Genomic DNA, 25,176 nt, shown 5'->3' with positions numbered 1-25,176 from the left:
GGAACGCGGCAGAGTATTTCCGAAAATCGTAACTCTGTCAATTGCGATTTCTATAAATCGGAAATCGTAGGTCTCTCTTACTTGCCCTTCTTGCGAGGACGCGCCGATTTCGCACGCAGCCGCTCGAGCTGCCCCTTGGGCATGGACAGGCAGATCTCCCCCACCCAGTCGAGCTTGACGCCGACGATCGGCTTGGCGTTGAAGCTCGTGAGATTGACGACAGAGGGTGATTTTCCCCGTTCGATGGTCTTCAGATAGCGCTCGCCGGTCTTGAGCCGGACCACGGCCTCTTCGCCGTAGAAGCTCGACAGCGGATGGCGCTGGTCCTTATAGACCACGATCACGTCGCCGCTTTCGTATTTGGGCAGCATCGAATCGCCCACGATCTCGAATGCGATCGTCTCTTCCATGATGGGGAACGGCAGCGCGATGTCGCCGAGACCTTCCGGGGGAACCTGTTCATAGTCCGGCTCGATCACCGCGCCGGCTCCGACGCGGCCCATGATCGGCGCCAGATTGAGTTCGAGATATTCCATGATCGGAATGATTTCCGAGGCCTTCACCAGGCGCTCGCCGCCGAGAATCTCCGAGACCGCGCCGGGTCGCACGCCCATGGCCGCCGCCAGGCCGCCCTTGCTCTTGCCCGTCTTCTCCAGGCCCCGCTCGATCATTGCAACGTCCAACATGGTGATTCCCTCGATTGCGCACCGTCTCGCCTCTTGTAATCCGAAATTCGGAATTGATGCAATTATGAATATCAGAATTGTTGCTTGACTTGTTGTTCGGAATAACGGAATCTACGTTTCGTCTCCCGGTCGTTCGTTGGGGGGAGGCGCATCACAGGACAGCAGCATGGAACCGGGCCATTGGCCGTCGGAGCACTCCGACGCGCTTCGCGACTATTTTCTCAAAGGCATGTCTTATGCGGAGATCGGAAGACAGATTAACGCAAGGTTTGGAACGGCTTACACGCGTAGCGCGGTGGTCGGCCGCGCCAAGCGGCTCGGGCTCGTCGTGCCGGAATGGATGACTGCTCCGTCGATCGTGCCGTCTTTGCCGGGTGAACCCGGCCTGCTTTCGCCGCGTCGGGCGGCCTTGCCGAACCTGAACCTGCCGCCGAAGTCCGCAATGAAGCCGGCTGCGCGGGTCAAGCTGCGCTGCGTCGGCGTCCAGCCGCGCCTGATCCAACTGGTCGAACTCGAGCCGGCCGACTGCCGCTATCCCTATGGCGGCGACAAGGACGGGGAGGTGATCACCTTCTGCGGCCACCCGCGCCAGCCGGGCTCCAGCTATTGCACGCCGCATTCCCGCCTGACGCGCCGTTCCGAGGCTGCGTCCGCCCGTGTCGCGGGCCGCGTCGTGCTGAAGCTGGTCTCGGCCCCCTGAAAGCGCAGCCGTCGGTTCAATCATCAGACTTGCAAGGAGTACCCGAGTGGCTCGTGCCCGACGTAACAAGCCCTACAAATTGGCGCAGATCTACGACCGGCGGTCGCGGGAGGTGCCGTTCAACGCCGAGGTGGCGGAGGTCGAGGTGGACAATCCGCTCGCGCTCGATTCAGGCGAGAAGATCCTGGCCATCCGGTCGATACGCAGCGATCCGCTCGGCAGGCTGCACGCGCACCACCAGATCGACGAAGCGCAATACCGCGGTGGGCGCGCCTTCCAGAACGATTGGGAGCGGGCGGAGCGGGGCCCTCAGGCGGTGGATACGACCCGCGAATATGTCGATGGGACCGGCACGCGCGAGCCCGTCACCGAGAGCCAGCGTCAGGCGGTGCTGCGGCTGGACCGGGTCGAGCGCGAACTCGGCACCGACGGCGCCGCGCTGGTGCACGACGTGCTGGTGCTGGGTCTGACCATGGATCAGATCGGGCAGCGTCGTGCCGTCCGTACGCAGCGGTGGAAGGACTATTTTGCGCGGCGCTTCCGCGAATGCCTGGACCGGCTGGCGCTAATCTACGGCTTTGCGACGGAGACAGGGACACGGCGTCCGGAGCGGCCCAGATGAATGCGGCACGCCTGCGGTCTCGGCCGCAGGCGCGCCTGTCTATCGCTTACGGATGAGGCACAATCTGGTAGGGCGTGGTGTAGGGCTCGACACGGAGCGAGGCGTTGGCCAACAGCCCGATTTTGGCGGTCGGTGCCTGCTGCAATTCGCCGTTCGGGCCACGATGCACGTTGTATTGCCAGACGGTGAGATCGCCCTTCTGTGCCAGCGCGTGTGCAACGGCGCTCGCATCATTGCCGCCGAGCGCCTGAAGCTCCTCCGCCGACAATCCGACGACGATTTCGTCCTTGATGGTGACGATCTTGAACAGGTTCATCTTGGTCTCCTGGGCCCATGCGCCTTGTATCGAAAGGGTGAGAAGCGCGACCGCGGCGCCCTTGATGAGATCGCAGCGAGAAAGCATGCCGTCGTCCTTTTGGTGCTGACGCGCGCCCAAATCGTGGAGTCCTCAGCCATGGCGCCCGTATCTGCGTGGCCGTGCCGCAACGGCTTGGTCGCTCGCCCACGGACAGCGGTTCATGGGATCATATCCAGGCCGATGGACCTGCCGCGAACAGCTGCGCAAGGATCGGCGCAAAGTCGACTTTCATGCTGGCGATGCAACCGCCGAAATTGGACTCAACAATTACGTGTATATGCTGAAAGATCGCCAATTCGTGCGCGCCAATGCGCATTCATATCGGAAACAAGGCGAAACACTCGCCGACTGACGGCGATCGGGAGCCGTCGGCGTGATCGATGCCGCTTGTTGACGCAGGTGGGTGACGGCGGTCGATATTCCTGTTATCCGGAATCGCCGTGGTGCGATGCAGGCGAAGCATCGCTACACCCACGGTTGGGCTTGCCGGAGGGGTTGTTCCTTGGCATAGTTACAACCAAGTGGTTGAGGCAGCCGCTTGGAAGTAGTTCAGCGTGCCAACCCGGCGGGCCCCCGGCCGAGAGTTCGTCGCAATAGGTCCTGTTGCGGCGTTCGGTTCTTGAGTGGATCACGAAGGCCGATGCTTGTCATAGGTGCGAGATGAAAAACCTCAATTTCGCAGCTGAGCTGCATCTCAAGCTCGGTGTGCCTGCAAGCGGCACTGTCGAAAGTCTGCGCCTGCTCCGCGCGTTCCTCAAGCTCGCGCCTCGACAGCGTTTCGAAGTGATCAAGCTGGTCGAAGATCTCGCTACCGAAGAAGCTCTTCCCGAGCACCCCTTGTCCTGAGTCCGGCCGCGCGCCGACCTATGCCGTCTCTCTCCATTTCCTGCCAGAGCCGGGCCCGCCGGCGTTGTTCCTCCGAGGCTGGCCGCTGGAAGGCGGTCCGGCAAGTGTGGTACTTGTTAGAAAAAAGGGAGGAGTGCGACCATGATTGAACCGAAGCTCGAAGTTCCGGCCGAACTGCGCGATTTGGCCGAGAAGACGATCGACCAGGCGGAAAAGGCATTCGGCATGTTCTTTGAAGCCGCCACCAAATCGATGTCGTCCGTTCCCGGTGCGGGGACGGAGGTGTCGAAGCAGGCGCTGGCTTTCACCGAGCAGAACATGAAGTCGGCCTTCGAGCATGCGCGCAAGTTGGTGCATGCCACCGACCTCCAGGAAGCGATGCGAATCCAGTCCGATTTCCTGCGCAGTCAGTTCACCAGCGCGGGAGATCACATGCGCCAGATGACCGGCAGTCTCATGCAGTCAGGCAAAGGCAAGTCCTGATTCTCGGTGTGTGTACAGCGTGCCCACAAGTTGATCTTGTGTGGCGTGGAGATCCGCGCTTCGATACTGGCGCAGGTCCATGACGGGCCACCGAATGATCTCATTCGCCGTCCGTCGTCCTTTCTGCTGATCCCTGCCGGTCCTCCGGCAGGGATTTGCAGTTGTGGCAGATCGTGATCGTTCGCCGACCGCGAAAGCGCGATGAGATCAGGACCGATCATCGTCGCGCTTCAGGTTATTGTTTGACATGATCTTTTCGGAAGACCGCTGCACATCTTGCGCTAACGCGGTCCTTCGGGTCCTGACCATGCTCTAACGTAGCGATGCGATGTAGGCCGCGATGTCGCCGGCTTCGGTCCGGCTCAACGGAAAATTCGGCATCTTCGGATGCGGATCGAGCAGAAAGAAAGCGAGCCTTTCCGGACTGAAGTCCGGCCTGCGCGCAACGGATGCAAACGAGGGGACGTCGGCGCTCGCCTGGGTCTGCCCGTTCGCCACGACATGGCAGCTGGCGCACCAGCGCCTGGCAAGGTCGGCACCGTGATCGGCATCAGCGGCGAGAGCGGACGGCGTGCCGACGCCAGAGATTAAGCCAAGCAGCAGGCAAATCCGTCTCACATGCCGGGGCATAGGGCAATCTTCCTGCATTCGCCTGTGGCTGCCGCGCTCATCCGCAGCACGATCCTGGAAACTGCGAGAGATCAATGCGGGCGATGATCGACCGCAGCAGCCTGCGGGTCGAACGATAGAGATGCCGGGCGAATGCCGGCATTCTGGTCGCGGGCAAGCCCAGGCCTTTCGGAACAAGGCTTTTCGTATCAAGACTTTCGGTATAGTGCGACACGTGTCTCTCCGACGCCATGTGGCTTTTCTATCGCGCCGCTTTGAAACCGCCTTGATCTGCCGCAAAGCGGTCCCGGCTAATAGTCACCCGGGTTCATGATCATTGGGCTCTTCGTGTCCGCGGGCGCGAGCGCGCTGCTGGCGCTGTCACGCAGGAAGCGGTCGAGCGTCTCCTGGATCTTCTCCTTGACCATGTTGGGACCGCGATCGCTCATCTCCGTGTGCTGCGCGCCGGTGTGGATGATATCGATGCCGCGTGCCTTGGCCTCTTCCGGCGTCGGCAGCACGCCGGGATCTGTCACGAAATGCGGGTCCTTCGAGCGGAAGGAGAGGATCTTCATGTGATCGCTGAGCACGAAAGGCACCCGCAGATTGTCGAGCGTGATCACCTTCGACACCAGCTCCGGGTGCTGATGGGCGACATACATTGAGACATCGCCGCCGTTGGAGTGGCCGACGAGGGTGATGTGGTCGTATTCGACGTTGTCCTGCCGTCTCTTCAGTTCGCCCAGCACAAACAGAATGTTAGCTTCGCAGCGGATGTAGACTTCACGCCGGCCGACATACTGCTGACCGACATTGGTCATCAGCGGCGGATCGCTCGGCAAGTCCTGCTGGATGCTGGCAACCAGATAGCCTCGCGCGGCGAGCACGTTGGCGAGGAAGGAATATTCGGTCGCCTTGACGGTGTTGCCGTTGCTGATGATGGCGAGCGGGAGCTTCCAGAGGCCGAGATTGGCCTTGGTCTCATAGTCGCGCCGCACAGCGATCTCGACGGAGATCGGCCGCTGGCGCGAGGCGTCGAAGAGGGTCAAAGTCTCATGGCGGATCGCGAATTGGCTGACGACGAAATACTGCCCGACGCCGAGGACGCAGAGAAACGCCAGGATGGCAAACACCTTCTTCATGGTCTGTTTCAAATCACCTTTGACTGAACATGGTCATTGGGAACTCCCGGTCGAGCGATCGTGAGCAGGTTACGGGATTAAATTTAGGCAAGTCTGTGGGCAAGGCCGTGAAAAGGCCGCATCCCGGGTCGATCGCCCGAAGGACAGGGCGGCTAGAGACAGCCGGCCTTGCCGCGTTCGGGGCAGACCCGGAACGCGGTCGAAAGCGTGAAAAGGAAGCGCGGACTGCGGCGCTCGTTGTCCGGCGCCCGGTAGCTCAAGGGGACCGCCACGCCGAGATCGGCTTGGAGATCGTATGGCAGGAAGAACCGCACACCGGCTCCGGCCGATGTCAGCGACAGCCCGTCGCTCAGGCGGTAACCGTCGTTCCAGACTGCGCCGGCGTCGCCGAAGACGTAGAGCTGATAGCCGGTCCAATAGCGGAAATTGAGCTTCTGATCGAAGCGCAGTTCGAGCGTGCCGGCAAGACCGTTATCTCCGCTGATCTCGGCTGCACCATAGCCTCGGCCGAAGGCCGCGCCGCCAAGATAGAACTGCTGCGAGGTGAATAGTGGCCGTGATGCCGTCTGGCTCGCAGCCGAGAGCTTGAGCGACCAGGCGTCGTTGAGCGTCTGGTAGCGCGTGAACCAGAAGTTCAGCACCGAGAAGTTCGACGAGGCGCCGTCGCGCGATGACAGATCATCGTCGAAATGCGATGCGCCAAAGATGTCGAGGCCCTGGCGGTAGGTCAGCGTCGTAAGATTGGTGCCGCCGAAGCGATCCTGGAGCCGGTAGTCGGCGGTCAGGCTGGCGGTCCTGATGTGGTCGTTGTACCAGGGGCCGTCGATGTCGTGCTCGGATACGTTGCTGAAGGTCCCCGCCACGGTCAGCGTCAGCCCCGAGGATTGCGACATGAAGGGCACGGTGCTTGCCCGCACCTCGAAAGCTTCTGTCGTGGTGATGTCGCTGTCGAGGCGGCGTGCGTCACCCGGCCGGACCGCGCTGTACAGGACGGCAGCGCCGAAGCGGACACCGTCGACGCCGATGGGTGCGTCATAGGACAAGCGTGCGAAGCCGAGCTCGCGGGGATCGTTGGCGATGGTCGACAGGTTGACCGCCAGCGCGTCGCCGGGCGTGAGATAGGAGTTGAACGCGCCGGTGGCGTAGGTTTGCCAGGGGCCGACCGACGACGATCCGAGATTGTCCAGGCCGAACGAGGAGAAGACGTGCCAGGTCTTTAAATAGATGGTCAGGCGAAAGCGGCCGGTCGTACCGCCGATCTCCTCCAGCGCGGTGTCGGTGATCCGGACGCCCGGCCTGCCGTTGATCAGGAAGAGCTGGCGTTCGAGCGTTCCCAGCCGCGACGGTTGTTCGGCCAGAACCGGTCCGAGCATCGGCCTTACGCCGAACTGCTCGGCGCCGTCGCCTTTCAGCTCAGCCTGCACGATTGCGCCTTCGATAACCTGGATCCGGACGCGGCCGTCGGCAATGTCCTGCGGCGGCACGATGGCCCGGCTCAAGTGGAATCCGGCTTCGCGGTATATGTCGCTGATCGCGCCGGCGATCGCGGCGAGGTCTGCTTGCGAGACCTTCTTGGCGAGATAAGGCTGATAGACCGCGGCGATGCGATCGCGGGAGATGGCGTGAGCGCCGATGAGGCTGATCTCGCGCAGCACGAACTGTGGCTTGGTATCGCCGCCGGTGTTGGGCCGTTCGACGCTCGGCAGCTTGACCGGAGGCCGGTTCAGCGATTCCCGCTCGGTTTGGTTTTCAAAATATTTCTCGGGCTGGCGCGGATCGAAGCCCGGCTGGTTCGCCTGTTGCGCGAATGTCTGTGGAACTCCCGTGAAAATGAGGCCCAACAACACCAGTGCGGTAAGACGATACTTTTTCTTACCACGGGCAGCGAACCCGTCTCCGTAGTTTGACGGAGACTGTCCCATAGGACGGTAAGGGTTCGTTAGCCGCATGATTTTTCATAGGTTTTTATGGTCAACGATTGGTTAATCCGGTCGATCGCCTCGCCGCTTCCCGCTAATTCTCTCTTGAGTGATTTCGGATAACCCCTCGGGCCCGGCTGTAAACGCGGACTGAGGATCATCATGTTCGGCAAAGTTGGAATGCGGCGCGCCTTGCTGGCAGTGCTGATCCTGGGAATGACCTCCACTGCATTCGCTGCAGATGACGGTGTCTGGTCTGTCAGCAAGTCCTCAGGCGAGGTCTGGCTTGCAACGAACGGCACCCAGCAGGTGTCGTTGAGCCAGGAAGGGACACTGAAACCGGGAGACACCATTCGCACCGGCCGCAACGGACGCGTCCTGCTTGTCCGCGGCGAGGAAACGATTCTGATCTCTCCCAATTCGGTCGTGGGCTTGCCGGCCGAGAAGAAGGACGGGCTCTCGACCACCATCATCCAGCAGGCGGGTTCGATCCTGCTCGAGGTCGAGAAGCGCAACGTCAAGCATTTCGAGGTCGAGACGCCCTATCTCGCCGCCGTCGTCAAGGGAACGCAATTCAGCGTCACCGTGGGGGCGGGCAGCACCAAGGTCGGCGTGCTCCGCGGCCAGGTCGAGGTCTCCGACTTCAGGACGGGTCAGATTGCCCAGCTCTTACCGGGACAAGCGGCCACCGTCTTTGAGCGCGGCAAGTCCGGTCTCAGCCTAAGCGGTGCCGGGACGTTCAATCCGATCGAGCACGGCAAGCCGCGCGCCCCGACGATCGAGCGTGTTCCCGTGCCGAAATCAGGCCTGTCGGCGCCGCGCAATGCGGCGAACGGCGGTGCAATCCATGCGCTCGGTCCGATCGACAAGGGGACCAAGACGGCCGGCGCGCCGAAGCCATCGCATCAGGCCGCTGGAGGACATGTCCCCAAGGCCGGCGTCGTACGGATCTCGAGCTCGCTCGGTGAGGTCAAGCTGAACGTCCATAAGGTGACGCGCGGCCTTGCTCATGGCACCACCGTGGCTCCGGGCCAGGTGCGCCACGCCAATGCCGGCACGGGTGCCGAGACGGTCTGGAGCGATAACAAGACCAGCACGACCGCATCCAACAGCGCGTCCGAAACTGCCGCAACGACGAGCGGTGCCGCAACGGCTGGCGGTAGCGGCTCGTCGAACCCGGGCGCCGCAATAGCCGCCGCGGCGGCTAACAACGGAAATTCGGGCGGCAACGGAAATGCCGGCGGAAATGGCAACTCCGGCAAAGGCAACAATGGTAGCGGCAACAATGGCGCCACTGGCAACGGCTGGAGCAACAACGGTAACGGCGATTGGAACGGCGGCGGCCACGGCAGCAACGGCCATGGCCGCAACCGACACTGAGGCGGTTTGCTAGGGGATGAGGGGGCGTGCCCGCTGGAGCGGGCGCGCGGGAGGATCAGTGAAACGCCATCGGCCACATATTCTGGTTGTGATCGCGCTTGCGATCGTGCTGTCCACGGGATGGCATGGTTCGCTTCGCAACGCGCTCACCGACCTGCGGTTCGCCTGGCAGTCGCGTGACGCCAGCGGCAATGTTGTCGTCGTGGCCATCGACGCGCCGTCGATCGACCAGATCGGGGTCTGGCCCTGGCCGCGCCGGCTGCACGCGGCGCTGTTGCGCAGGCTCGAGGCGGCGGGAGCGCAGGACGTCGCCTTCGACGTCGATTTCAGCACGCCGTCGGATTCGGCGTCTGACGAGGCTTTCGTCAATGCGCTTCGTGAGGTCGGCGGCTCGACCATCCTCCCGTCCTTCAAGCAGCCAACGCCGAAGGGTGGCCCGGCTCACGTCAACCGCCCCCTTAAGTCGTTCAGCAACCAGTCGTGGCCGGCTGTCGTCAATGTCGCAGTCGAATCCGACGGGCTCGTTCGCCGCTATCCGTTCGGCGAGAAGCTCGGCGACGCCTTGATGCCTTCGATGGCCGTGGTGCTGGCGGGCCAGGATGCCAATCGGCGGCCGCCCTTTCTGATAGATTTCAGCATTCGCGCCGCCTCCATTCCCGTCGTCTCCTACGGTGACGTGCTGCGCGGCGACACCGCCACGCTCGGCAAGCTGAAGGACAAGAAGATCATCGTCGGTGCTACCGCGCTCGAGCTTGGCGACCGATTCAGTGTTCCCAACAGCAGGATCATCTCGGGACCGGTCCTCCAGGCGCTGGCCGCTGAATCGATCCTCCAGAACCGGATGCTGCGCTGGACATCCGATATCGGCATGATCCTCGGCCTGGGCGTGATCTGCGTGCTGATGATGTATTCGTGGCGCCGCTACGCACCAGGAATTCGCGTCGTGATCCTCATCGCGGCCGGGGTGGGCCTCGAATTGGTTGCGACCCTGGTGCAGGCGAGGTGGCCCCTCGTCATCGACACATCGCTGTTCCACATCGCGATCATTGCCTATCTGACGGCAATTGCGCTGGACGAAATCGATTTCCGTAGTCTGCTCGGACGCATCGCCGAGAGCCGCTTTCACCGCATCGCGATGTCGCTCGGCGACGGGCTCGTCTGCACCGATGAGGATCACCGGATCACGGTTTGGAATCCCGGCGCGAGCGCGATCTTCGGCTACGTGCCGGCCGAGATCATTGGCCGCCCGTTCGAAACGCTGTGCGCCTTGCCGGCGGACGGCGGGGCAAGGCCGTCCATGCACGCCGCCGCGCGCCAGGCGCTTCTGGTCCCGGGCGGGGCGGTCATCGTCGAGTTCGAGGGCCGGCGCAAGAACGGGGAAACCTTCCCGGTCGAGGCGAGCTTCTCGGGCTGGCAGGGAACGGACGGCTTTCAATACGGAGCGATCCTGCGCGATATCTCGGTCCGCAAACGTGAAGCCGAACGTATTCGATATCTGGCCGAACACGACGCGCTGACGGGTCTTGCCAACCGGACCATGCTGCATGTTGGGCTCACCGATCTGATCAGTGCGGCGGAGCGGCGGTCTTCGGGTGTCACACTGCTCGTGCTCGGGCTCGACGACTTCCAAGAGATCAACGATATGCTCGGACACTCGGCCGGAGACCTCGTGCTGCGCGCGGTCGCTGAGCGTCTGCGCAGCGAAGTCGATGGCAAGGCGATCCTGGCCCGGCTCAGCGGCGACGAGTTTGCCATCGCGATCGATTGCGCGGAAGTCGGCGAGCCGATCGCAGCGTTTGCCGAGCGGATCGCGCACGCGTTTGAAGCGCCGCTCGCGACCGGCACGCGGCAGCACCGCGTCAGGATCAGCGTTGGCGTTGCCGTCTATCCGGAAGGCGGTCAAAAGGCTGACGATCTCCTGAGCAACGGCCATCTGGCGCTGAGCCGCGCGAAGGCCACGCGGCGCGGCAGCCATGTGATCTTCGAAAGTGCGATCAGGCAGGAGCTCGAGAACCGGCTGACGCTGGAGAGCGAGCTGGCGCTTGCCGCGGACCGCGGCGAGTTCGAACTATTCTTCCAGCCGCAGGTTCGTCTGATCGACGGCAGTCTGGTTGGGGCGGAAGCGCTCATCCGCTGGCGACATCCGGTGCGCGGCTATGTCTCGCCCGGAGAGTTCATGCCGGTGGTCAACACGTCGGCCCTGTCCGAGCGGATCGCGAACTGGGTGATGGAAACCGCCTGCCGTCAGGCGCGAGCCTGGGAATTGTCCGGCAACAACGTGCGCGTCGCGCTCAACCTCTCACCGTCGCAGCTTCAATCAGGCGATCTCGCGCATTCGGTTGCGGCACTGCTCGAAGCGACGGGGCTGACGCCATCGCTTCTCGAAATCGAAGTCACCGAAGACATCCTGCTCCATGACGAACGCCGCGTGCTCGCCATGTTCAAGCGGATTCAGGAACTCGGCGTCCGAGTCGTGTTCGATGATTTCGGTACCGGTTATGCGAGCCTGAGCTACCTCAAGAAATTTCCGCTCGACGGGCTCAAGATCGACCGGTCGTTCGTATTTGGTCTTCTCGCGAATTCCGACGATGCTGCCATCGTCGGCTCGACGATCGGCCTCAGCAGGCAGCTCGGTCTCACGGTCGTGGCTGAAGGCATCGAGAACCGCGCAACTGCCGACCTCCTGGTCAGCATGGGATGCGAGGAAGGGCAGGGATATTTCTTCGGCCGCCCGATGCCTGCCGAGGCATTCGAAAAGCAGTTCCTGGCGGCCGAGCTCGACGCTGTCAGCGCTGCCTGAGCGAGGCGGCCTCGCTTCTACCGTCGCCGCGCGACCGCCACGCCAAAGAGGAAAGCGACGAACAGGCTGGCCAGCGGTGCTTCGCGTGTGATCGCCGCCACTGTCGCGAGAGCCCCGCCAGGCTTTTGCGCTTCCTCGATTGTAGAGGTCAGGCGGTCGACAGCTGCGCGCAGGCCTCCGGCGACCTCACCGAGCGTGCGGGAGACATCCGTCGCTGCGTCGATGGCACGCTCGGCCACACCGGGTTGGGAAGTGGATTGCGGTATCTCCGTGCTCACGGGCGCGACCTCCAGGCCTGACGATGCGGGCCGACACCTTTGGCTATCCGCGCGAGCGCTCGTTTGAACAGCGGGTCTGATGACCTTTGGCTATCCGCGACAGGCGCCGTGATTGACGGCGGGTGCCGGCCTTGGATGGGCAATTCAGCGCGCGGGATTTTGTTCCGGATGATATGTCGACCGGAACGGACCTTCTCCGGGAAACGACGGGCGCGAATCTCTGTTAGGCTGGGTCAACCTTGCTGATGTCAGGAGACAGCCGTGACCGATCGGACCATGCCGGATCGAGCCCGGCGCATCGCCTTGCTCGGCGCTCCCATCGACATGGGGGCTTCGCAGCGCGGCACCTTGATGGGTCCTGCGGCGCTGCGTACCGCCGGCCTTGCGACACTGCTCGAAAGCCTGGATTTCGAGGTCGTCGACCATGGTGATCTTTCCGTAGCCGAAGTCCAGGACCTCACCGACAGGCCGCCCGAAAAAGCCAATTCCTACCGCGAGATCCAGCGCTGGACGCGCGTGGTGAGTCGCCGAGCCTATGAGATCGCGACCACGGGTGCGCTGCCGATCTTCCTCGGTGGCGATCACACGCTGTCGATGGGCTCGGTCAATGCGATGGCACGTCATTGGCAGGAATGTGGACGCGAACTCTTCGTGCTCTGGCTCGATGCCCATGCCGACTACAACACGCCGGAGACGACGATCACCGCAAACATGCACGGCATGTCAGCCGCGTTCTTGTGCGGCGAGCCCGGGCTCGACGGTCTGCTCGGCGACGATCCGCGCGCTTCGATCGACCCGGACAAGCTGGACCTGTTCGGCGCGCGCTCGATCGACAAGCTCGAAAAGGAGTTGATGCGCTTGCGTCGGATCAGGATCGTTGACATGCGCCAGATCGACGAGTTCGGCGTCGCCGTCCTGATCCGGCGCGTCATCGAGCGGGTCAAGGCGAGCAATGGCGTGCTGCATGTCAGCTTCGACGTCGATTTCCTCGATCCCTGCGTGGCGCCGGGCGTCGGCACCACCGTGCCGGGTGGTGCCACCTATCGCGAGGCGCACCTGATCATGGAGCTGTTGCACGATTCCGGCGTCGTAGGATCGGTCGACATCGTCGAGCTGAATCCTTTCCTGGACGAACGTGGTCGGACCGCGCGTACTGCAGTCGAGCTGATCGGCAGCCTATTCGGCCAGCAGATCGCAGACCGGCCGACGCCGAGCAACGCAATCGCTCCGGGCGAGTGAAGCGGCGGATGGCGTTTGTACGCTGAAGGCGCAGCGGTCGGAAGCGTGTTCGCAGCGTGGAATTCGGTTTCAGCAATAGGAAAGGCCCTGTTGGCTTGGAACTTGCTCGACGGAAACGGGGAACCTGATGGGGCGCGATCGCATTAACCTGCGATAGAGAAGATAACGGATCCTTCGATGGCAATTGGTCGTTTCGCAAGCTCCATCTCCACCGCCCTCCGGCACCCCGGCGTGATCGCGCTGATCGTCGCGGGTGTGACGATTGCGGCAATGCTGATCGTCGACCACGGACCCTGGAGCCGCGCCAAGACGCAGCCGGCCCATGTTGCGATGTATGCGACCACGGGAGAAGCGGCACGGGCCGCTGGCGCCACGGTGCTCCCGACCAAAGCGAAGTCGCCGATCGAGCCAGTGCGGCCGGGGCCCAAGACGTCCCCGACCATCAATCCCGTGACGCCCTAGCGCTCTCAGCTGCTGCGGTCGTAGTTGAGGGACCCGCCGCTCGTCTTCGGCGGATCAGCTCGCGGAGGTGGGCGCGCGGCTCGCGTTAGCCAATCACCGACGCGCCGAGCAAAGCGAGGACGGCCAGCGCCATCAGCGCGGTGCCGAGCCAGCCCAGCGCGATCAGCCAGGAGCGGGCCCTGAAGCGGCCCATGATCGCGCGGCTGGAGACAATCAGCATCATCATCGCCATGATGGGAACGGCGACGATGCCGTTGAGCACCGCGCTCCACACCAGCATGTGGATCGAGTCGATCCCGGTGAAGCCGAGGCTGAAGCCGATAAGGGTTGCCGCGGCGATGATGGTGTAGAAGCCGGCTGCTTCGTCCGGCTTGGCCTCCAGCGTGGCACGCCAGCGGAAGATCTCTGCAACGCCATAGGCGGCCGAGCCCGCCAGCACCGGGATTGCAAGCAGGCCGGTACCGATGATGCCGATCGCAAACAGGGCGAAGGTGAAATCCCCGGCGAGCGGCCGCAACGCTTCAGCCGCTTCCGTCGCCGAACTGATGTTGGTGACGCCGTTGGCGTGCAGGACCGACGCCGTGGTGAGAATGATGAAGAAGGCGATGCCGTTGGAGAGCAGCATGCCGGAGATGGTGTCGGCCTTGATGCGCGCGAGCTCCGGGCTGCCGCCGTGCTTGAGTTTGCGGAGCGGCTTGTCATGCCCGCCCTGGTTCATGTCCTCGACCTCCTGCGAAGCCTGCCAGAAGAACAGATAGGGGCTGATGGTGGTGCCGAGCACGGCGACCACCATCAGAAAATAATCGCCGCTGACATTTGCTTTCGGCCACACCGCGGCAAGCAGCGCCGTGCTCCAGGGAATCTTGACGGTGAAGGCGGTCGCGACATAGGCGAACAGCGCAAGGGTGAGGAATTTCAGCACCGGCGAATAGCGGCGATAGGGCAGGAACACCTGGAGCAGGGTCGAGCCGGCCGCGAAGATCAGCGCGTGCTCGTGGTTCAGGCCGCCGATGACGAGCGAGAGCGCCTCGGCCATCGCGGCGATGACGGCGGCGATGTTGAACGTGTTCGCGGTTACGAGCATGGCCACCAGTGCCAGAACCACCCAGCGCGGCACGACCTGCATGACGTTGGCGGCGAGCCCCTTGCCGGTGACGCGACCGATCTGCGCGCTGACGAGCTGGATCGCGATCATGAACGGCGTGGTCAGAAACACGGTCCACAGCAGGCCGTAGCCGAATTGCGCGCCTGCCTGCGAATAGGTGGCGATGCCCGACGGATCGTCGTCGGCAGCTCCGGTGACGAGGCCGGGCCCCAATCGTTGCAGCAGCGTCGGCGCGGCTTTCGTCGGGGTGAGGGCGCTGTCGCTCATGGAAGGGACCTCGAACGGGGTGCAGGCATCGTCTTAGCAAATGCGAATCAGGGAACGTAAGTTCCCGTTGCCAGACAGGCCCTCAATTTCTGATAATGCTAAGTCAGCTTGCTCCGTCGGGCAAAACAGGTGTAGATTGCCATCATCGAGCAATTCACGACATCACGGCCGTTCACCGGGCTTCGCGCCCGATGGCGGACGTTGATGCCGTGTTGCGCCCGCGTTCTACTTGACGCTGACGAACATGCCCCAGGCGGCGGCCAGCGCCGCGCCGGTGAAGAGGACCACCGGATTGTCGCAGAACGTGCCGCCATAGCTGCACACGTCTGCTCCGAATTGGCCGAGCTCATGACGGCTCGCGGAATAGAACAGTCCCGACAGCACCAGCAATGCAGCGGCGACGTAGTACATTGAAGATTTCTCCAGCTTGCGCCCAGGCGACATGTCCCAACATGACGCGAAGACATTTCGTTTCGCCGAATCCGCTTTGCTGCATTTAAGATAAAGTTTGACCCGTCGGGCAAAACACTGGCAAAATGACATTATAGGCGAGCCGGCGTCATGGATGACCGGCGCTCGACATCAAAAAAGGCCCCGCATCGCGGGGCCTTTGTCGTGTCGGAGCTTGTCGGGGTTGAGCGCACGCATGGGCAGGCGCCATGCAGATCGCCCCGACGAAACACGTCTGAAACAGTGCTGAAACCAGATCGTCCTGAACTCCGCGAGCGCTGGCCTCGACCAACGGAGCGAACAGGAGAGACAATCATGATCCAGGTCGGTTCGAAGGAAGAAGTCGCGTTGCTGCTGGCGCTGTTCGGCACTCATACTCAGCCGGTCAAGCGGCCGAAGCCGAAATCGCAGCAAGGGTGAGAGAGCCCATGCCCGGCTTGGCCGAATGCCAGAGCCTGTTGCGGCTCCTGATCGCCAGGGGCGATCCCAAGGCCATTCCGCTCGCCAAGGGCGCCATCGATCAGTTTCTGAGCACGGCGCCGGTGAGTGCCCGTGGGCGCGGCCTGCGCGTGCTCCAGCGCGACGCACTCGACCAGCACGATGTCGCGGTTGGCGTGCAGCGTTCATTCGCCGAGACGGTGGACGCCTATATCGAACGCAAGCTTGCGGAAGCGTAAGGGGCGCCGCGATCGCAGGTCACGCGATCATTGACGCGTCAGTGTCGGGCGGGATGGCTCGGGCGGCCGAGACTGCTCGGACTCCAGCACGGCGACCTTGCGGCCGAGCTGCCAGACTTCGACCTTGCCCAGTCGCGTGAACTGCTTCGCAAAAGCCAGGGCGGAAGAATCGGACGGGGCTTCGAACGCTTCGGCGGAGCGGAAGACGCCGTTCTCGCCGACGAGATAAGCGCGATATTGCTGCATCATGTCGGCGCCCTCAGGCCGGGCGAACGCAGCCAGGCGTCGATCTGCATGGCCGTCTCGTCCTGCCTCGCCTGGCGCAGCAGCATCTCACGGCGGCGCCCCGGCGCCAGCGTGCGCGCTTCCTCACGGCAGCGCGCGGCTTCGTCCGCGAGTCTTTCGGTCAGGGTCGTGGTCTGTTTGAAACGACGCCGCTTCAGCATGGCGCGGCTCCTCGTTGGAGTAGGGCGGGAGCGCAGCTGGCGTTCTCATCACCGATGGATGCCTCGGGCCTTGCGGTGATGAATTAACCCTACGCTGCTTGCGGCGGAGAGTCTGTATCATTTGGTATGGCCCGCAGATTAAATATTCGGGTGTAAATTCAGTCGTTTGAGCCACTTACTCATCTTGCGTCGCGCGTGATACCTAAGTTCACTGTTGAACCAAAGCGACCTCAGGTAGTTTGCATGACATCACCGGCCAAGGCTTTCGTCCGTGGGCGTCGGTGGCTGAGAGACCGAGCGTGCTCCCGCCTGCAAAGCGAAGGGAGCCCCTATGCGGGTCTATCGGCCGTTGCCTGTCGAGCACGAGCAGGCCGAATACATGCGCCAGATCGTGCGCGAATGCCGCGAGCTGCTGAAACAGCCGCCGCCCGATACGTTTCTGGGACGCAAGACGATGGACGCGCCTTCGAGGGAGGAGTCGGACACGGACTTCGGGTGAGGCGAGGCTCAGCCCGCGCGTCTTCGCCTCGACAGCTGCATTGGTGACCCCAGAGCCATCTTGCGCTCGCTCGACGAGAGGGCGAAACGCTGGTTGACAATGTTCCTGATTTGTTCTAACGAATGGTCTCGTTTCAACCTGTAGGCGAAGAGCCGTAGTATCGGCTCATCCTCGAATTTTTGCGGGGTAGTCGATGAGTAACTCGCTTCTCGCTTTGGTCCTATTGAACAAGCCGGTAACGCCGGACATGTCAGCAGTCGCCAAGCTCCTTCACGCCCGACATCCGGAGTTGGCAACGGAGACGGCGGACAGTGAAGGGGCGCAACCGGTTCAAGCGAATTCGCCGCTCATTCGCTGCGGCAACGAACTTGTTGCGGTCATGTCGATGCCGGCCCCCATTCCGCAGGATCCGGGGCTGTGGGAACGCGCTGCGCGAACCTGGCCGGAGGGCAAGGCTGTGGCAACGCATCATCAAGGCCACATGATCGTCTCGCTGCTCGGAAAAGGTGAGCGGCCGTTGATCGCTGCCCGCCTGACTACCGCAGTCATCGGTGCGTTGATTGCGACGGTGCCGGAATGTTGCGGTGTGGTGTGGGCTGGCCGAGTCGCGCGACCGGCCGACCTATGGCTCGAGGAGTCTCGCTGGTCGCTCGCACCGTATCCAGACTACCCCTTCAGACTATGGGTCAACATTCTTCCGTTCCGGTCAGGTGCGAAGATCGGAGCGATCACGATGGGATTGTCCGCCTTTGTCGGCCGTGAGATCGAGTTTGTGACCGGTAAGCTCGCGCTATCGGCGTTGTTCGACAAGGTGGCAGGACTGTCCGCTTATCTGATCGAGCATGGAAACGTGGTGAAGGATGGCGATACGATCGGAGCAAGTGTGAGCGAGCGGATCTCGGTTCGCTACAAGAACTCCGATGTTTTTGGAGGGCTGCCGGTGTTTTGCTGTACTGATGATTTCAAACACTGATGCCGACAAGTGACTTTCGGCCGAAACATGCGGTCAGACTCATTGCTCGAGATCGATCGTTTGACACGTCGGGCAAAACACTGGCAGAATGGCATCATCGAAGAGTCCAAATAAAGCCCGCGCGATGCCGCGGGCTTTATTCTTAAGCGGTTCATTGTGGCTTGTATCGTTGCAGGCGAGGCTTAACGAGGCTCAGTCGTGAGTAATCAGAAAGCAATTTCAGGTGCCAAGCGACCCAGGGCACGAAAGCGCCGCTTCTACCAAATAGGTCCCGATTTTAGTGGTGGCCGGCCGGGCTTTTGGGTTGAGGACGAGAGTATCCTTCCTCCTTACCGAGTAGATCGTCTGCCTGCTTCTACGCCGCATGTGCCTTATGTGTTTGATAAAAAGGTCGGCAGCCTGCCGCGCGATCTCGAGGTCTGTTATCACTGGTGGCTCATTTCGGACCGGACCAAGGCAGTGTTCGAGAGGCTTGACCCCGAGGCCTTTGTATTTGTGCCGTGCGACGTGCGAATGCCGCACGGTATCTATGATGGACCCAAATATTGGCTGTGCGATGTTGTCCGCGTTCTAGACGCGCTGGACGAATCGCAATCGCGCCTGCGCATCGGAATCCGAAACGATGTCCGCTATATCGACCACGGCCGGAAATATTACGAACTCTCCCTCGGCGACAAACTGGTCTTCAGAGAGGCCGCAATCGGCAATGCTCATATTTTCCGCATGGCATACCACGATGCGGGTATCATATGCGATCAGGAGTTCAAGGACGCCTGCAAGTCCGCGGGCCTCAAGAGAATTTGGTACATAGACGTCTTAAAACTCTGACCCAATCCGGCGGAGACGTCCCGAACCGCTTCGCTTCAGCAATGATAAGTTGAGGCGGAGCAATTTCTGTTCGTGGCACAGGCGCGAACGCGGGCAGATGGCGGTTGGCACGCCAATACTTCTTCGAACAATCGCGACAGAACTGACAAGAGTCGTTTCTTTCGGGCCGGCGAATAGCTTGTCACTTCGTCACTCGCATCCACGACGGATGATCTGATCTAGCGCTTCGCCGGCGTGCCCTAGCATTTCACAAGCATTGCAGTCCGTTTGACAGGCGCACGGCCTTCGCCGCTGCGCCCGTACTCGCACGCCTCATCCACTTACTTCCATCAGCCCACACTTAATGAGCCCCATTGCGAGGGTGCATGTCAATTCTCTTTGATCACCACATCATTCTCGAGTTCTTTAGAAACCACTGCGCGTTTCGCGATATAGACAAGGAAACGTTCGATATCGACGCTCCGGCAAACCGCATCTATTTGCCGGCAGACCGGGAACTGGCTGCGGAATTGAATGTGTCGCCTCATCCCAGCAGACACGTCGAGTCGTATCGCCGCGACATTGGTACACAGCTCGATCAGATTGCAAGGATCGAGAGTCCAAACGAGCGAGCTGCAGAGATAAGGACTCTCATCGATGCAATGCGCGTCGGTTTCATCAACGGCGATCTGTACACAAATGTACCCATCAATAAAACGCGCGATGAGGTCGATCGCGGCATTGCGAGAGTTTTGACAGACCACAAAGCTTACCTCGCTCAGTACCCGGATCAACTCAAGGCCATCAGAGACCTCGAACAAAGAGGCGCGAATGCCGGTCTGGACCATCTGATCAAATGGTTGCTGTACCTGGATAACCCAGAGAGGCGGAAGGTTCTGGATGCGGCGATTGCCCGCGCTCCTGACGCCAACATAACTTCCGGCAATCGCTACCTGGGCGGTACGCATTGGTCCAAGTTCGAAGCGTCAGATCCCTCTTCAGGCATCTTTAGCATACCAGGCTCAACGCCAGCCAACCCGAGCGACTCTCCACCGCTGCCGGGCTACGGTTCACCTTCGCTTGCCGGTCTGAACGAACAGGAAGGGTTTACGCGAAGTGATCCCCGCTTTACACGTATGCTCCCACCTTTTCCCGCGCTAGATCCCAATGAACAACGGCTCGGTCAGTTGCCTCCGACAACGGCCGCACCATCAGATCCGTTGGTGCTTCAATCCGATCCGCACTCCGGAATGACGTATCCATACTACGAGAATCCGTTGGCTGGAGGCACATCTCCGGAGCGCGATGTTCTTCCTTGGTTGGCCGGAGGGGCCGCCCTCGGCTTAGCGGCTCCCTCTATCCTCCCCTGGCTGCTCGGCATTGGAGGCATTTTGGCGTTTACGCGAGCTGCCAACGCGCAGGAAAGTAGCTCCGGCGCGACGATGGGCGCTACTCCTGGCGGAGGAGTGTTCTCGACAGGAGCGGCTGCGCCCAACACCTTGAGTAATGGACTCAGCGTTGACAACGCGGCCGGCACCAGAGGCGTTTCGGCATCATCGAGCTTCGGGCCGCAGCTGGGCGGAGCCTCCTCGTTTGATCCAGAGGCGCCCGCGAGCACTTTTGCAGATCGCTTCGGCAACTGGGCCAGCACCATGCCTACCAAGGATCTGCCAGAAGCCGCGCCCACGCCTGCCGGACGATCAGTCCCGCCCGAAGATGTCCGGCGTCTCACCCGTGTGAATGAGGCGAACGCGGGCAGCGTGTTCACATCGGGCAGTGCGCCAGTCCCGTATCTACCGTCTACCGAATTCAACGAACGGTTTGGCAGTTGGACCGTGCCGGCCGCTGACGGCCAGCATCCGCAACCGAGCAAGCCGATAGGTACGTTTGCGGATGAGCCGAGCTACCTCATTCCACCCCCGATCTTCGGAGTGGACGGCCCCGGCAATCCGCACAAAGATGGGGAGGAATGGTTCGCTCGCTGGATACGGCCTTTGCTTCGGTCGGAATGAAGGTGGTGACGGAGCGAGAACAGTCATTTGACACGTCGGGCAAAACACTGGCAGAATGGCATCATCGAAAGAAGTCCGGATCAAGCCCGCGTGCGCCGCGGGCTTGTTTGTTTGACGCCGCATGAGGCGTCGTATCTTACGCACCCCCCGGTCCAAACCATTTCGTTAGCGCCTCCGCGAGCCCGCATCGGTTCTCGTTACCCACCCAGGCCACATGGCCGTCGGGTCGCACGAGCACGGCCTTGGGCGCGGCGACCTCTCCGATGGCCGGAAGCTCCCATGCGTCGTTGTGATCGGCATCGACCACCGCGATGCGATCCGCCCAGGGGGCGATGTCGATGCCGCCCCGCTTGCCAAAATTCAGCAGCAGGTCGCGTGCATCGTGCAGCAGCGAGAACAATCTCCGCGGCTGTCCTTCGACCATCAGATCGAGATCGGGCATGCGGCGGCCGAGCAGCGCGTGGCCTTCGCCGAGATCATAGCGGATATCGAGCCCGCTCATCATCGCGCCAAAACGCTTGCGCGGCTCGTCCATGGCGAGGAGCTCGGAAATGATTTCGCGCGCGGCGATGAGGCCATCGTCGGCGCGGCGGAGCAGGGCGATCTGCGCCCTGGTGTTGCGCAGCACGCGTGCAGCGACGGGATGACGTTCTGTGTGGTAGGTGTCGAGCAAGCTGTCGGGCGAAATGCCCTTGACGACCTGCGCCAGCTTCCAGCCGAGATTGATCGCATCCTGCAGGCCGGTGTTGAGGCCTTGTCCGCCCACGGAGTGATGGATGTGCGCGGCGTCGCCGGCGAGCAGCACGCGCCCTCTGCGATAGGATGCGGCCTGCCGTGCCGCGTCGGTGAAACGGGAGATCCAGGCGGGACTGTGCACGCCGAAATCGGTGCCATACACGGCGGCGAGAGCCTCGCTGAGATCGCGCAAGGTGGGCTCGCCACTGCGTTCGCGCGTCGCTTCCGTCACGACGATCAGCACGCGCCCGCTCTCCATCTTGCTGAGGCCGTGGAAGCCGAGTGCGTCGTGACGCAGGCCGAATTCCGGCTCCTCGCGCATCTCGACCTCGGCCATGAGGTTGCTCAGCGTCGGATCGGAGCCGGCGAAGTCGATGCCGGCCGTCCTGCGCACCAGGCTGCGGCCGCCGTCGCAGCCGACGAGATAGTTTGCGCGCAATGTGCCGCCGCCGGACAGCGTGACGTCGACGCCGGTCTCGTCCTGCACGAAGCCCGCCACCTCGCGGTTCCGATAGATCGGCACCGCGAGCTCCGCGACCCAGTCGGCCAGGATGCGCTCGATATGGCTCTGCCGCAGTGCGAGCCCGTAAGGATGGCGTGTCGGGAGATCGCTGATGTCGAGCCTGGTCCAGGCAAAGCCGGCGAGCTGGACGATCTGTCCTTCGCGCAGGAAGCGACCCGCGCCCCCGCGCTGATCGAGGATCTCGATGCTGCGCGCGTGCAGTCCGCCGGCGCGCGTGCCGACGAGGTCCTGGCTCGCGCGCTGCTCGACCACGGCGACGTCGATTTGGGCCAGCGCGAGCTCCGCAGCTAGCATCAAGCCGGTCGGGCCGGCGCCGGCGATGATGACCGCATGGCCGGTGGCCTTTGCGCGTTCTGCGCTCGTTCGGCCGCGCGACCGGGACGTCGGAAGCAATACAGGCATGTCGTGACCCCTCGACTTGTTGTTCGGGTCGAGGCTTCTACGCGATGACAGGGGGCTTGAAGCAAGTCCCTTGCGCACCACATATTGAGCTGGGAGGAGAGGCTTCCTTTTCGGCGCGTCGATTGACACGTCGGGCAAAACACTGGCAGAATGGCATCATCGAAACGAGTTTGGTTTGGCCCGCGCGGAGCAATCTGCGGCGGGCTTTTTCATGTCCGCTTCGCGTGACAACAATCGCGCTCAATACAGGGTTTGACACGTCGGGCAAAACACCGGCAGAATGACATCATCGAGACGAGTTTGGTTCACCCGCGCGGAGAGATCCGCCGCGGGTTTTTTTCGTCTCGATTTCGAGATCGGACGGCGGCGGCGCATTACGGCCACGCACTTGCTTGATACGCGTTCAGGGAGCGCCGATCGGCGCGCCGTCGTCCGAACCATTGCTGGCCGTGCACGCGCGAACGTGCCGGCCCGCGGCGCCGGGCGCGATTCGCCCGCGCCGCTGCGGTCTCCGGGACCGGAGATAGGGTTCGCGCCCGAAACGATCGCGCCTCTCGCGCGATCTGCCGCGCATTTTGTTCACAAGGAGAGAAGATGACCGCTTACCTGATATCGCTGGCCGTCGTGGGCCTCGTTGCCATCCTGCTGTGGGAGACGTTCTCGTGAGCGAGGACATCATCGAGTGTGAGCCCGAACGTGCACCAGTCCGCTTGCCCGCGCGAGGGAAGACGTCGCGGGCGTGCACCCTGACCGAGATCCGTTCGCTCGCGCGCAGCCACACTAGGACGGCGATCAGGGTGCTCGTCGGCGTCATGCGCAGCGAGGATGCAACACCGGCGGCCCGCGTCTCGGCCGCCAACGCCATCCTCGATCGCGGCTGGGGCAAGGCGGCGCAACCGGTCGAGAACGGCAAGGACGGAGTGCTGGAATTGATTGACCGGATCGAACGCATCATCGTGCATCCGGGGAGCTCGAATAGCGGTGACGTCGTTCACGACGTTTGAGGCAACGGAGATATCGATCAGCGATCTCGCCTCGATCGATCGTTTGACACGTCGGGCAAAACACTGGCAGAATGACATCATCGACAGAAGTTGGTGATGCCCGCGCGGACGCAATCCGGCGCGGGTTTTTCGTCTCGATGACCCCTAGTTCTTGGTCTGCCTGTTGGTCCGGCGTTGCCCGGCATAGGTGCGTTGCACCTGGTCGCTGCAATAGGACAGCTTTCGGCCATTGCCGGTGAAGTGTCCGTCTTTCATGATCGAGGATGACGGTCTTGTCGTCGATCTTCTTGAACATCAGGTTCTCGCGATCCGGAGTAGAGGCCTTGTCTTGGACGCTAACAGACTCCGAGCCCGAAGCAGGCTGCATCGTGCAGGCCGCGCCGATCCTGACGGTGTCAGGAAGCTGAACTCGCGTATTTTCTATCTTGCAAAGAATGGAGGCCGTCGTGATCGATTTGCCGGCGAACGCAACGATGGTGTCGTTGAATTTCGCGCAGCGGTCCTCGAAATCGGGGGCCTGCCGCTGCGTAGACACCATCCCGCGGGCGGGCCTCCTTGAGGGCTCGATTCTGCTCGACCTTCTGCTTCGCTTCCACCTTGGCTCTCAGCGTGGCCTCGGCAAGCGCGCGCTGCGTCTCAAGAGGGCAGTAGGCCGCACGCCAGGGGGATCCTTGAGCTTCCCATTCAGGCTCTTCTGAACGGAGATCGTCGTCTGATCGAGCCGCTTGATGAACATGACTTCGTTGAATTGTCTGTTCTCCCACTTGGGGTCGCGAGGGTCGAGGTTCTGCGCCAGGTTGTAATCGCCACAGACCATTGCAACCTTCAGCGAGCCCGGCGCGAGATCGACGACTTTTCTGACTTTGCAGCCCCATTCGTAACCGCTGACCGACTTCTCACCCAGATCGATCGTAAGGTCACCGCTTTCATCGCAGGACGACTGGAAATTCGTGCCGGGCTCCGCATAGACGCCGGGCCTGGGAGCCATTTGTCGGCAGTCATCGGGGGCGCTTCTTGGCCAACAGCTGAAAGATCGGTTGCCGACATCAGAAGAACGATGACCGCCACGAATGACGCGCCACGTCTTATCTCATCAAGACCCACGAATTGCTCCTGTGTTGGGGGTGTCGAGCCGTTCGCCGACATGTTGCCGCTTCGCGCGCAGAAAAGTGGAACGGCCACAAGTTGAGCAAGGGCTCTCTATCGTACGGGTATCGCGCTCTGGACTGAGGACTAGTGCTTCGAAACATTGGAGAGTGGAATGTCTTGGCAAGAAGCCTTGTGCCGAATGTTCCCCCCAATTGCGGGTTTCGAGCCTCACACAACCAGCCCATACAATGCGATACGGGACCGTGGCACGTCACCCCATCAGGGCGCAGACGTCCGCCCGAATGGGCAGCGGGGAATCAATCTGACGCATCCTGCATTGCGCTCCCCAGTCGATGGCATCGTGACAAACGCCGGCGAAGGTACGGCCGCTAGAATCGCGATCAGAGGCGCCAATGGCATGTCGCACGAGCTTCTGAACACGCACCGCAGATATGTCAGTGTAGGCGATCCGGTCGTAGCTGGGCAATTGGTCGGCACGATGGGCTCCCCGTCCGTCGGCAGTGGAAGACCATTTCAGAAGGCTTCTTGGACTTTGGTCACCTTTCTCCGAACACGACGCTTCTCCCGACCTGACCCGAGCCCAACAGGGACAACCCGACACCCCAGACATCGAAGACTGGTCCGCGATGTGGCGCAGGCGCT

General features: G+C 62.1%; 29 protein-coding genes. 15 read left to right on the top strand and 14 right to left on the bottom strand.

What is annotated here, in order from left to right; all coding sequences use genetic code 11:
* Positions 1–77 precede the first annotated feature (77 nt).
* Complete coding sequence (locus CVM73_RS15560; RefSeq protein WP_027545883.1) at positions 78–686, bottom strand: S24 family peptidase; 609 nt, start codon at positions 684–686, stop codon at positions 78–80.
* 166 nt (positions 687–852) lie between these two features.
* Here CVM73_RS15560 and CVM73_RS15555 point away from each other — a divergent pair, with 166 nt between their 5' ends.
* A complete protein-coding gene (locus CVM73_RS15555) occupies positions 853–1,386 on the top strand; it encodes a GcrA family cell cycle regulator (RefSeq protein WP_100232837.1) in 534 nt (177 codons plus the stop codon).
* Positions 1,387–1,432: 46 nt separating this feature from the next.
* Entirely contained in the window at positions 1,433–2,008 is a 576-nt protein-coding gene (locus tag CVM73_RS15550) for a hypothetical protein (RefSeq protein WP_100232836.1), read from the top strand.
* Between the two features lie 46 nt (positions 2,009–2,054).
* Here CVM73_RS15550 and CVM73_RS15545 read toward each other — a convergent pair whose 3' ends face one another.
* A complete protein-coding gene (locus CVM73_RS15545) occupies positions 2,055–2,411 on the bottom strand; it encodes a hypothetical protein (protein WP_100232835.1) in 357 nt (118 codons plus the stop codon).
* 115 nt (positions 2,412–2,526) lie between these two features.
* On the opposite strand from CVM73_RS15545, the gene CVM73_RS15540 reads away from it, so the two are divergent.
* The 3 genes from CVM73_RS15540 to CVM73_RS15530 all read left to right on the top strand — a co-directional run bounded on the left by CVM73_RS15540 (position 2,527) and on the right by CVM73_RS15530 (position 3,695).
* A complete protein-coding gene (locus CVM73_RS15540; RefSeq protein WP_100232834.1) occupies positions 2,527–2,718 on the top strand; it encodes a hypothetical protein in 192 nt (63 codons plus the stop codon).
* 308 nt (positions 2,719–3,026) lie between these two features.
* On the top strand, positions 3,027–3,212 hold the full coding sequence (locus CVM73_RS15535) for a hypothetical protein (RefSeq protein ID WP_100232833.1): 186 nt from the start codon (positions 3,027–3,029) through the stop codon (positions 3,210–3,212).
* A 141-nt stretch (positions 3,213–3,353) separates the two neighbouring features.
* Positions 3,354–3,695 carry a phasin gene (locus CVM73_RS15530; RefSeq protein ID WP_100232832.1) on the top strand — a complete coding sequence of 114 codons (342 nt, stop codon included), beginning with the start codon at positions 3,354–3,356 and terminating at the stop codon, positions 3,693–3,695.
* Positions 3,696–4,007: 312 nt separating this feature from the next.
* Here CVM73_RS15530 and CVM73_RS15525 read toward each other — a convergent pair whose 3' ends face one another.
* From CVM73_RS15525 to CVM73_RS15515, 4 genes are all read right to left on the bottom strand, one after another.
* Positions 4,008–4,325: a c-type cytochrome gene (locus tag CVM73_RS15525; protein ID WP_100232831.1), complete on the bottom strand. Its 318-nt coding sequence runs from the start codon at positions 4,323–4,325 to the stop codon at positions 4,008–4,010.
* A 37-nt stretch (positions 4,326–4,362) separates the two neighbouring features.
* Complete coding sequence (locus CVM73_RS40670; protein ID WP_208639208.1) at positions 4,363–4,539, bottom strand: hypothetical protein; 177 nt, start codon at positions 4,537–4,539, stop codon at positions 4,363–4,365.
* A gap of 76 nt (positions 4,540–4,615) precedes the next feature.
* On the bottom strand, positions 4,616–5,446 hold the full coding sequence (locus tag CVM73_RS15520; protein WP_100232830.1) for an alpha/beta fold hydrolase: 831 nt from the start codon (positions 5,444–5,446) through the stop codon (positions 4,616–4,618).
* A 152-nt stretch (positions 5,447–5,598) separates the two neighbouring features.
* Positions 5,599–7,395: a ShlB/FhaC/HecB family hemolysin secretion/activation protein gene (locus CVM73_RS15515; protein WP_100232829.1), complete on the bottom strand. Its 1,797-nt coding sequence runs from the start codon at positions 7,393–7,395 to the stop codon at positions 5,599–5,601.
* 132 nt (positions 7,396–7,527) lie between these two features.
* Between CVM73_RS15515 and CVM73_RS15510 the strand changes: the two genes are divergently transcribed.
* Both CVM73_RS15510 and CVM73_RS15505 read left to right on the top strand, forming a co-directional pair.
* A complete protein-coding gene (locus tag CVM73_RS15510; RefSeq protein WP_167406852.1) occupies positions 7,528–8,745 on the top strand; it encodes a FecR family protein in 1,218 nt (405 codons plus the stop codon).
* 58 nt (positions 8,746–8,803) lie between these two features.
* Entirely contained in the window at positions 8,804–11,545 is a 2,742-nt protein-coding gene (locus CVM73_RS15505; RefSeq protein WP_167406851.1) for an EAL domain-containing protein, read from the top strand.
* Positions 11,546–11,562: 17 nt separating this feature from the next.
* Here the strand turns inward: CVM73_RS15505 and CVM73_RS15500 are convergent, their stop codons facing one another.
* Positions 11,563–11,823 carry a hypothetical protein gene (locus CVM73_RS15500; protein ID WP_100232826.1) on the bottom strand — a complete coding sequence of 87 codons (261 nt, stop codon included), beginning with the start codon at positions 11,821–11,823 and terminating at the stop codon, positions 11,563–11,565.
* A 261-nt stretch (positions 11,824–12,084) separates the two neighbouring features.
* Between CVM73_RS15500 and rocF the strand changes: the two genes are divergently transcribed.
* The gene (gene rocF, locus CVM73_RS15495; RefSeq protein ID WP_100232825.1) at positions 12,085–13,062 is read left to right on the top strand and encodes an arginase; all 978 of its coding nucleotides are present in this window, start codon (positions 12,085–12,087) and stop codon (positions 13,060–13,062) included.
* A 177-nt stretch (positions 13,063–13,239) separates the two neighbouring features.
* A complete protein-coding gene (locus CVM73_RS15490) occupies positions 13,240–13,524 on the top strand; it encodes a hypothetical protein (RefSeq protein ID WP_100232824.1) in 285 nt (94 codons plus the stop codon).
* Positions 13,525–13,609: 85 nt separating this feature from the next.
* Here the strand turns inward: CVM73_RS15490 and CVM73_RS15485 are convergent, their stop codons facing one another.
* Together CVM73_RS15485 and CVM73_RS15480 are read right to left on the bottom strand one after the other, a co-directional pair.
* Positions 13,610–14,896 carry an NRAMP family divalent metal transporter gene (locus tag CVM73_RS15485; protein ID WP_100232823.1) on the bottom strand — a complete coding sequence of 429 codons (1,287 nt, stop codon included), beginning with the start codon at positions 14,894–14,896 and terminating at the stop codon, positions 13,610–13,612.
* Between the two features lie 225 nt (positions 14,897–15,121).
* Positions 15,122–15,307 (bottom strand): hypothetical protein, encoded by a 186-nt coding sequence (locus CVM73_RS15480; protein ID WP_035676373.1) that lies wholly within the window; start codon positions 15,305–15,307, stop codon positions 15,122–15,124.
* Positions 15,308–15,774: 467 nt separating this feature from the next.
* On the opposite strand from CVM73_RS15480, the gene CVM73_RS15475 reads away from it, so the two are divergent.
* On the top strand, positions 15,775–16,023 hold the full coding sequence (locus tag CVM73_RS15475) for a hypothetical protein (RefSeq protein ID WP_100232822.1): 249 nt from the start codon (positions 15,775–15,777) through the stop codon (positions 16,021–16,023).
* Positions 16,024–16,050: 27 nt separating this feature from the next.
* On the opposite strand, the gene CVM73_RS15470 is transcribed toward CVM73_RS15475, so the two are convergent.
* The gene (locus CVM73_RS15470) at positions 16,051–16,272 is read right to left on the bottom strand and encodes a hypothetical protein (protein ID WP_100232821.1); all 222 of its coding nucleotides are present in this window, start codon (positions 16,270–16,272) and stop codon (positions 16,051–16,053) included.
* Positions 16,269–16,469 (bottom strand): hypothetical protein, encoded by a 201-nt coding sequence (locus tag CVM73_RS15465; RefSeq protein ID WP_100232820.1) that lies wholly within the window; start codon positions 16,467–16,469, stop codon positions 16,269–16,271. The genes CVM73_RS15470 and CVM73_RS15465 overlap by 4 nt, the downstream gene beginning before the upstream one ends.
* A gap of 331 nt (positions 16,470–16,800) precedes the next feature.
* Here CVM73_RS15465 and CVM73_RS39730 point away from each other — a divergent pair, with 331 nt between their 5' ends.
* From CVM73_RS39730 to CVM73_RS15450, 4 genes are all read left to right on the top strand, one after another.
* The gene (locus tag CVM73_RS39730; RefSeq protein WP_158237571.1) at positions 16,801–16,968 is read left to right on the top strand and encodes a hypothetical protein; all 168 of its coding nucleotides are present in this window, start codon (positions 16,801–16,803) and stop codon (positions 16,966–16,968) included.
* A gap of 193 nt (positions 16,969–17,161) precedes the next feature.
* On the top strand, positions 17,162–17,941 hold the full coding sequence (locus CVM73_RS15460; RefSeq protein ID WP_100232819.1) for a DUF4261 domain-containing protein: 780 nt from the start codon (positions 17,162–17,164) through the stop codon (positions 17,939–17,941).
* Positions 17,942–18,139: 198 nt separating this feature from the next.
* Positions 18,140–18,769, top strand: coding sequence for an imm11 family protein (locus CVM73_RS15455; RefSeq protein ID WP_100232818.1), 630 nt, complete (start codon positions 18,140–18,142; stop codon positions 18,767–18,769).
* A gap of 365 nt (positions 18,770–19,134) precedes the next feature.
* A complete protein-coding gene (locus CVM73_RS15450) occupies positions 19,135–20,760 on the top strand; it encodes an AHH domain-containing protein (protein WP_100232817.1) in 1,626 nt (541 codons plus the stop codon).
* Positions 20,761–20,896: 136 nt separating this feature from the next.
* On the opposite strand, the gene CVM73_RS15445 is transcribed toward CVM73_RS15450, so the two are convergent.
* Positions 20,897–22,420: an FAD-dependent monooxygenase gene (locus CVM73_RS15445; protein ID WP_100232816.1), complete on the bottom strand. Its 1,524-nt coding sequence runs from the start codon at positions 22,418–22,420 to the stop codon at positions 20,897–20,899.
* 662 nt (positions 22,421–23,082) lie between these two features.
* On the opposite strand from CVM73_RS15445, the gene CVM73_RS15440 reads away from it, so the two are divergent.
* Entirely contained in the window at positions 23,083–23,424 is a 342-nt protein-coding gene (locus CVM73_RS15440; protein ID WP_430641302.1) for a hypothetical protein, read from the top strand.
* Here the strand turns inward: CVM73_RS15440 and CVM73_RS39180 are convergent.
* Both CVM73_RS39180 and CVM73_RS15435 read right to left on the bottom strand, forming a co-directional pair.
* On the bottom strand, positions 23,372–23,962 hold the full coding sequence (locus CVM73_RS39180) for a hypothetical protein (protein ID WP_146006601.1): 591 nt from the start codon (positions 23,960–23,962) through the stop codon (positions 23,372–23,374). The two genes, CVM73_RS15440 and CVM73_RS39180, sit on opposite strands and share 53 nt — an antisense overlap.
* A 66-nt stretch (positions 23,963–24,028) precedes the next feature.
* Positions 24,029–24,412: a hypothetical protein gene (locus CVM73_RS15435; protein ID WP_100232815.1), complete on the bottom strand. Its 384-nt coding sequence runs from the start codon at positions 24,410–24,412 to the stop codon at positions 24,029–24,031.
* Between the last annotated feature and the right edge of the window lie 764 nt (positions 24,413–25,176).

Source organism: Bradyrhizobium forestalis (assembly GCF_002795245.1).
Taxonomy (GTDB): domain Bacteria; phylum Pseudomonadota; class Alphaproteobacteria; order Rhizobiales; family Xanthobacteraceae; genus Bradyrhizobium; species Bradyrhizobium forestalis.
The sequence above is the reverse complement of the archived record's forward strand: the minus strand, read 5'-3'. Positions and strand labels throughout refer to the sequence as shown.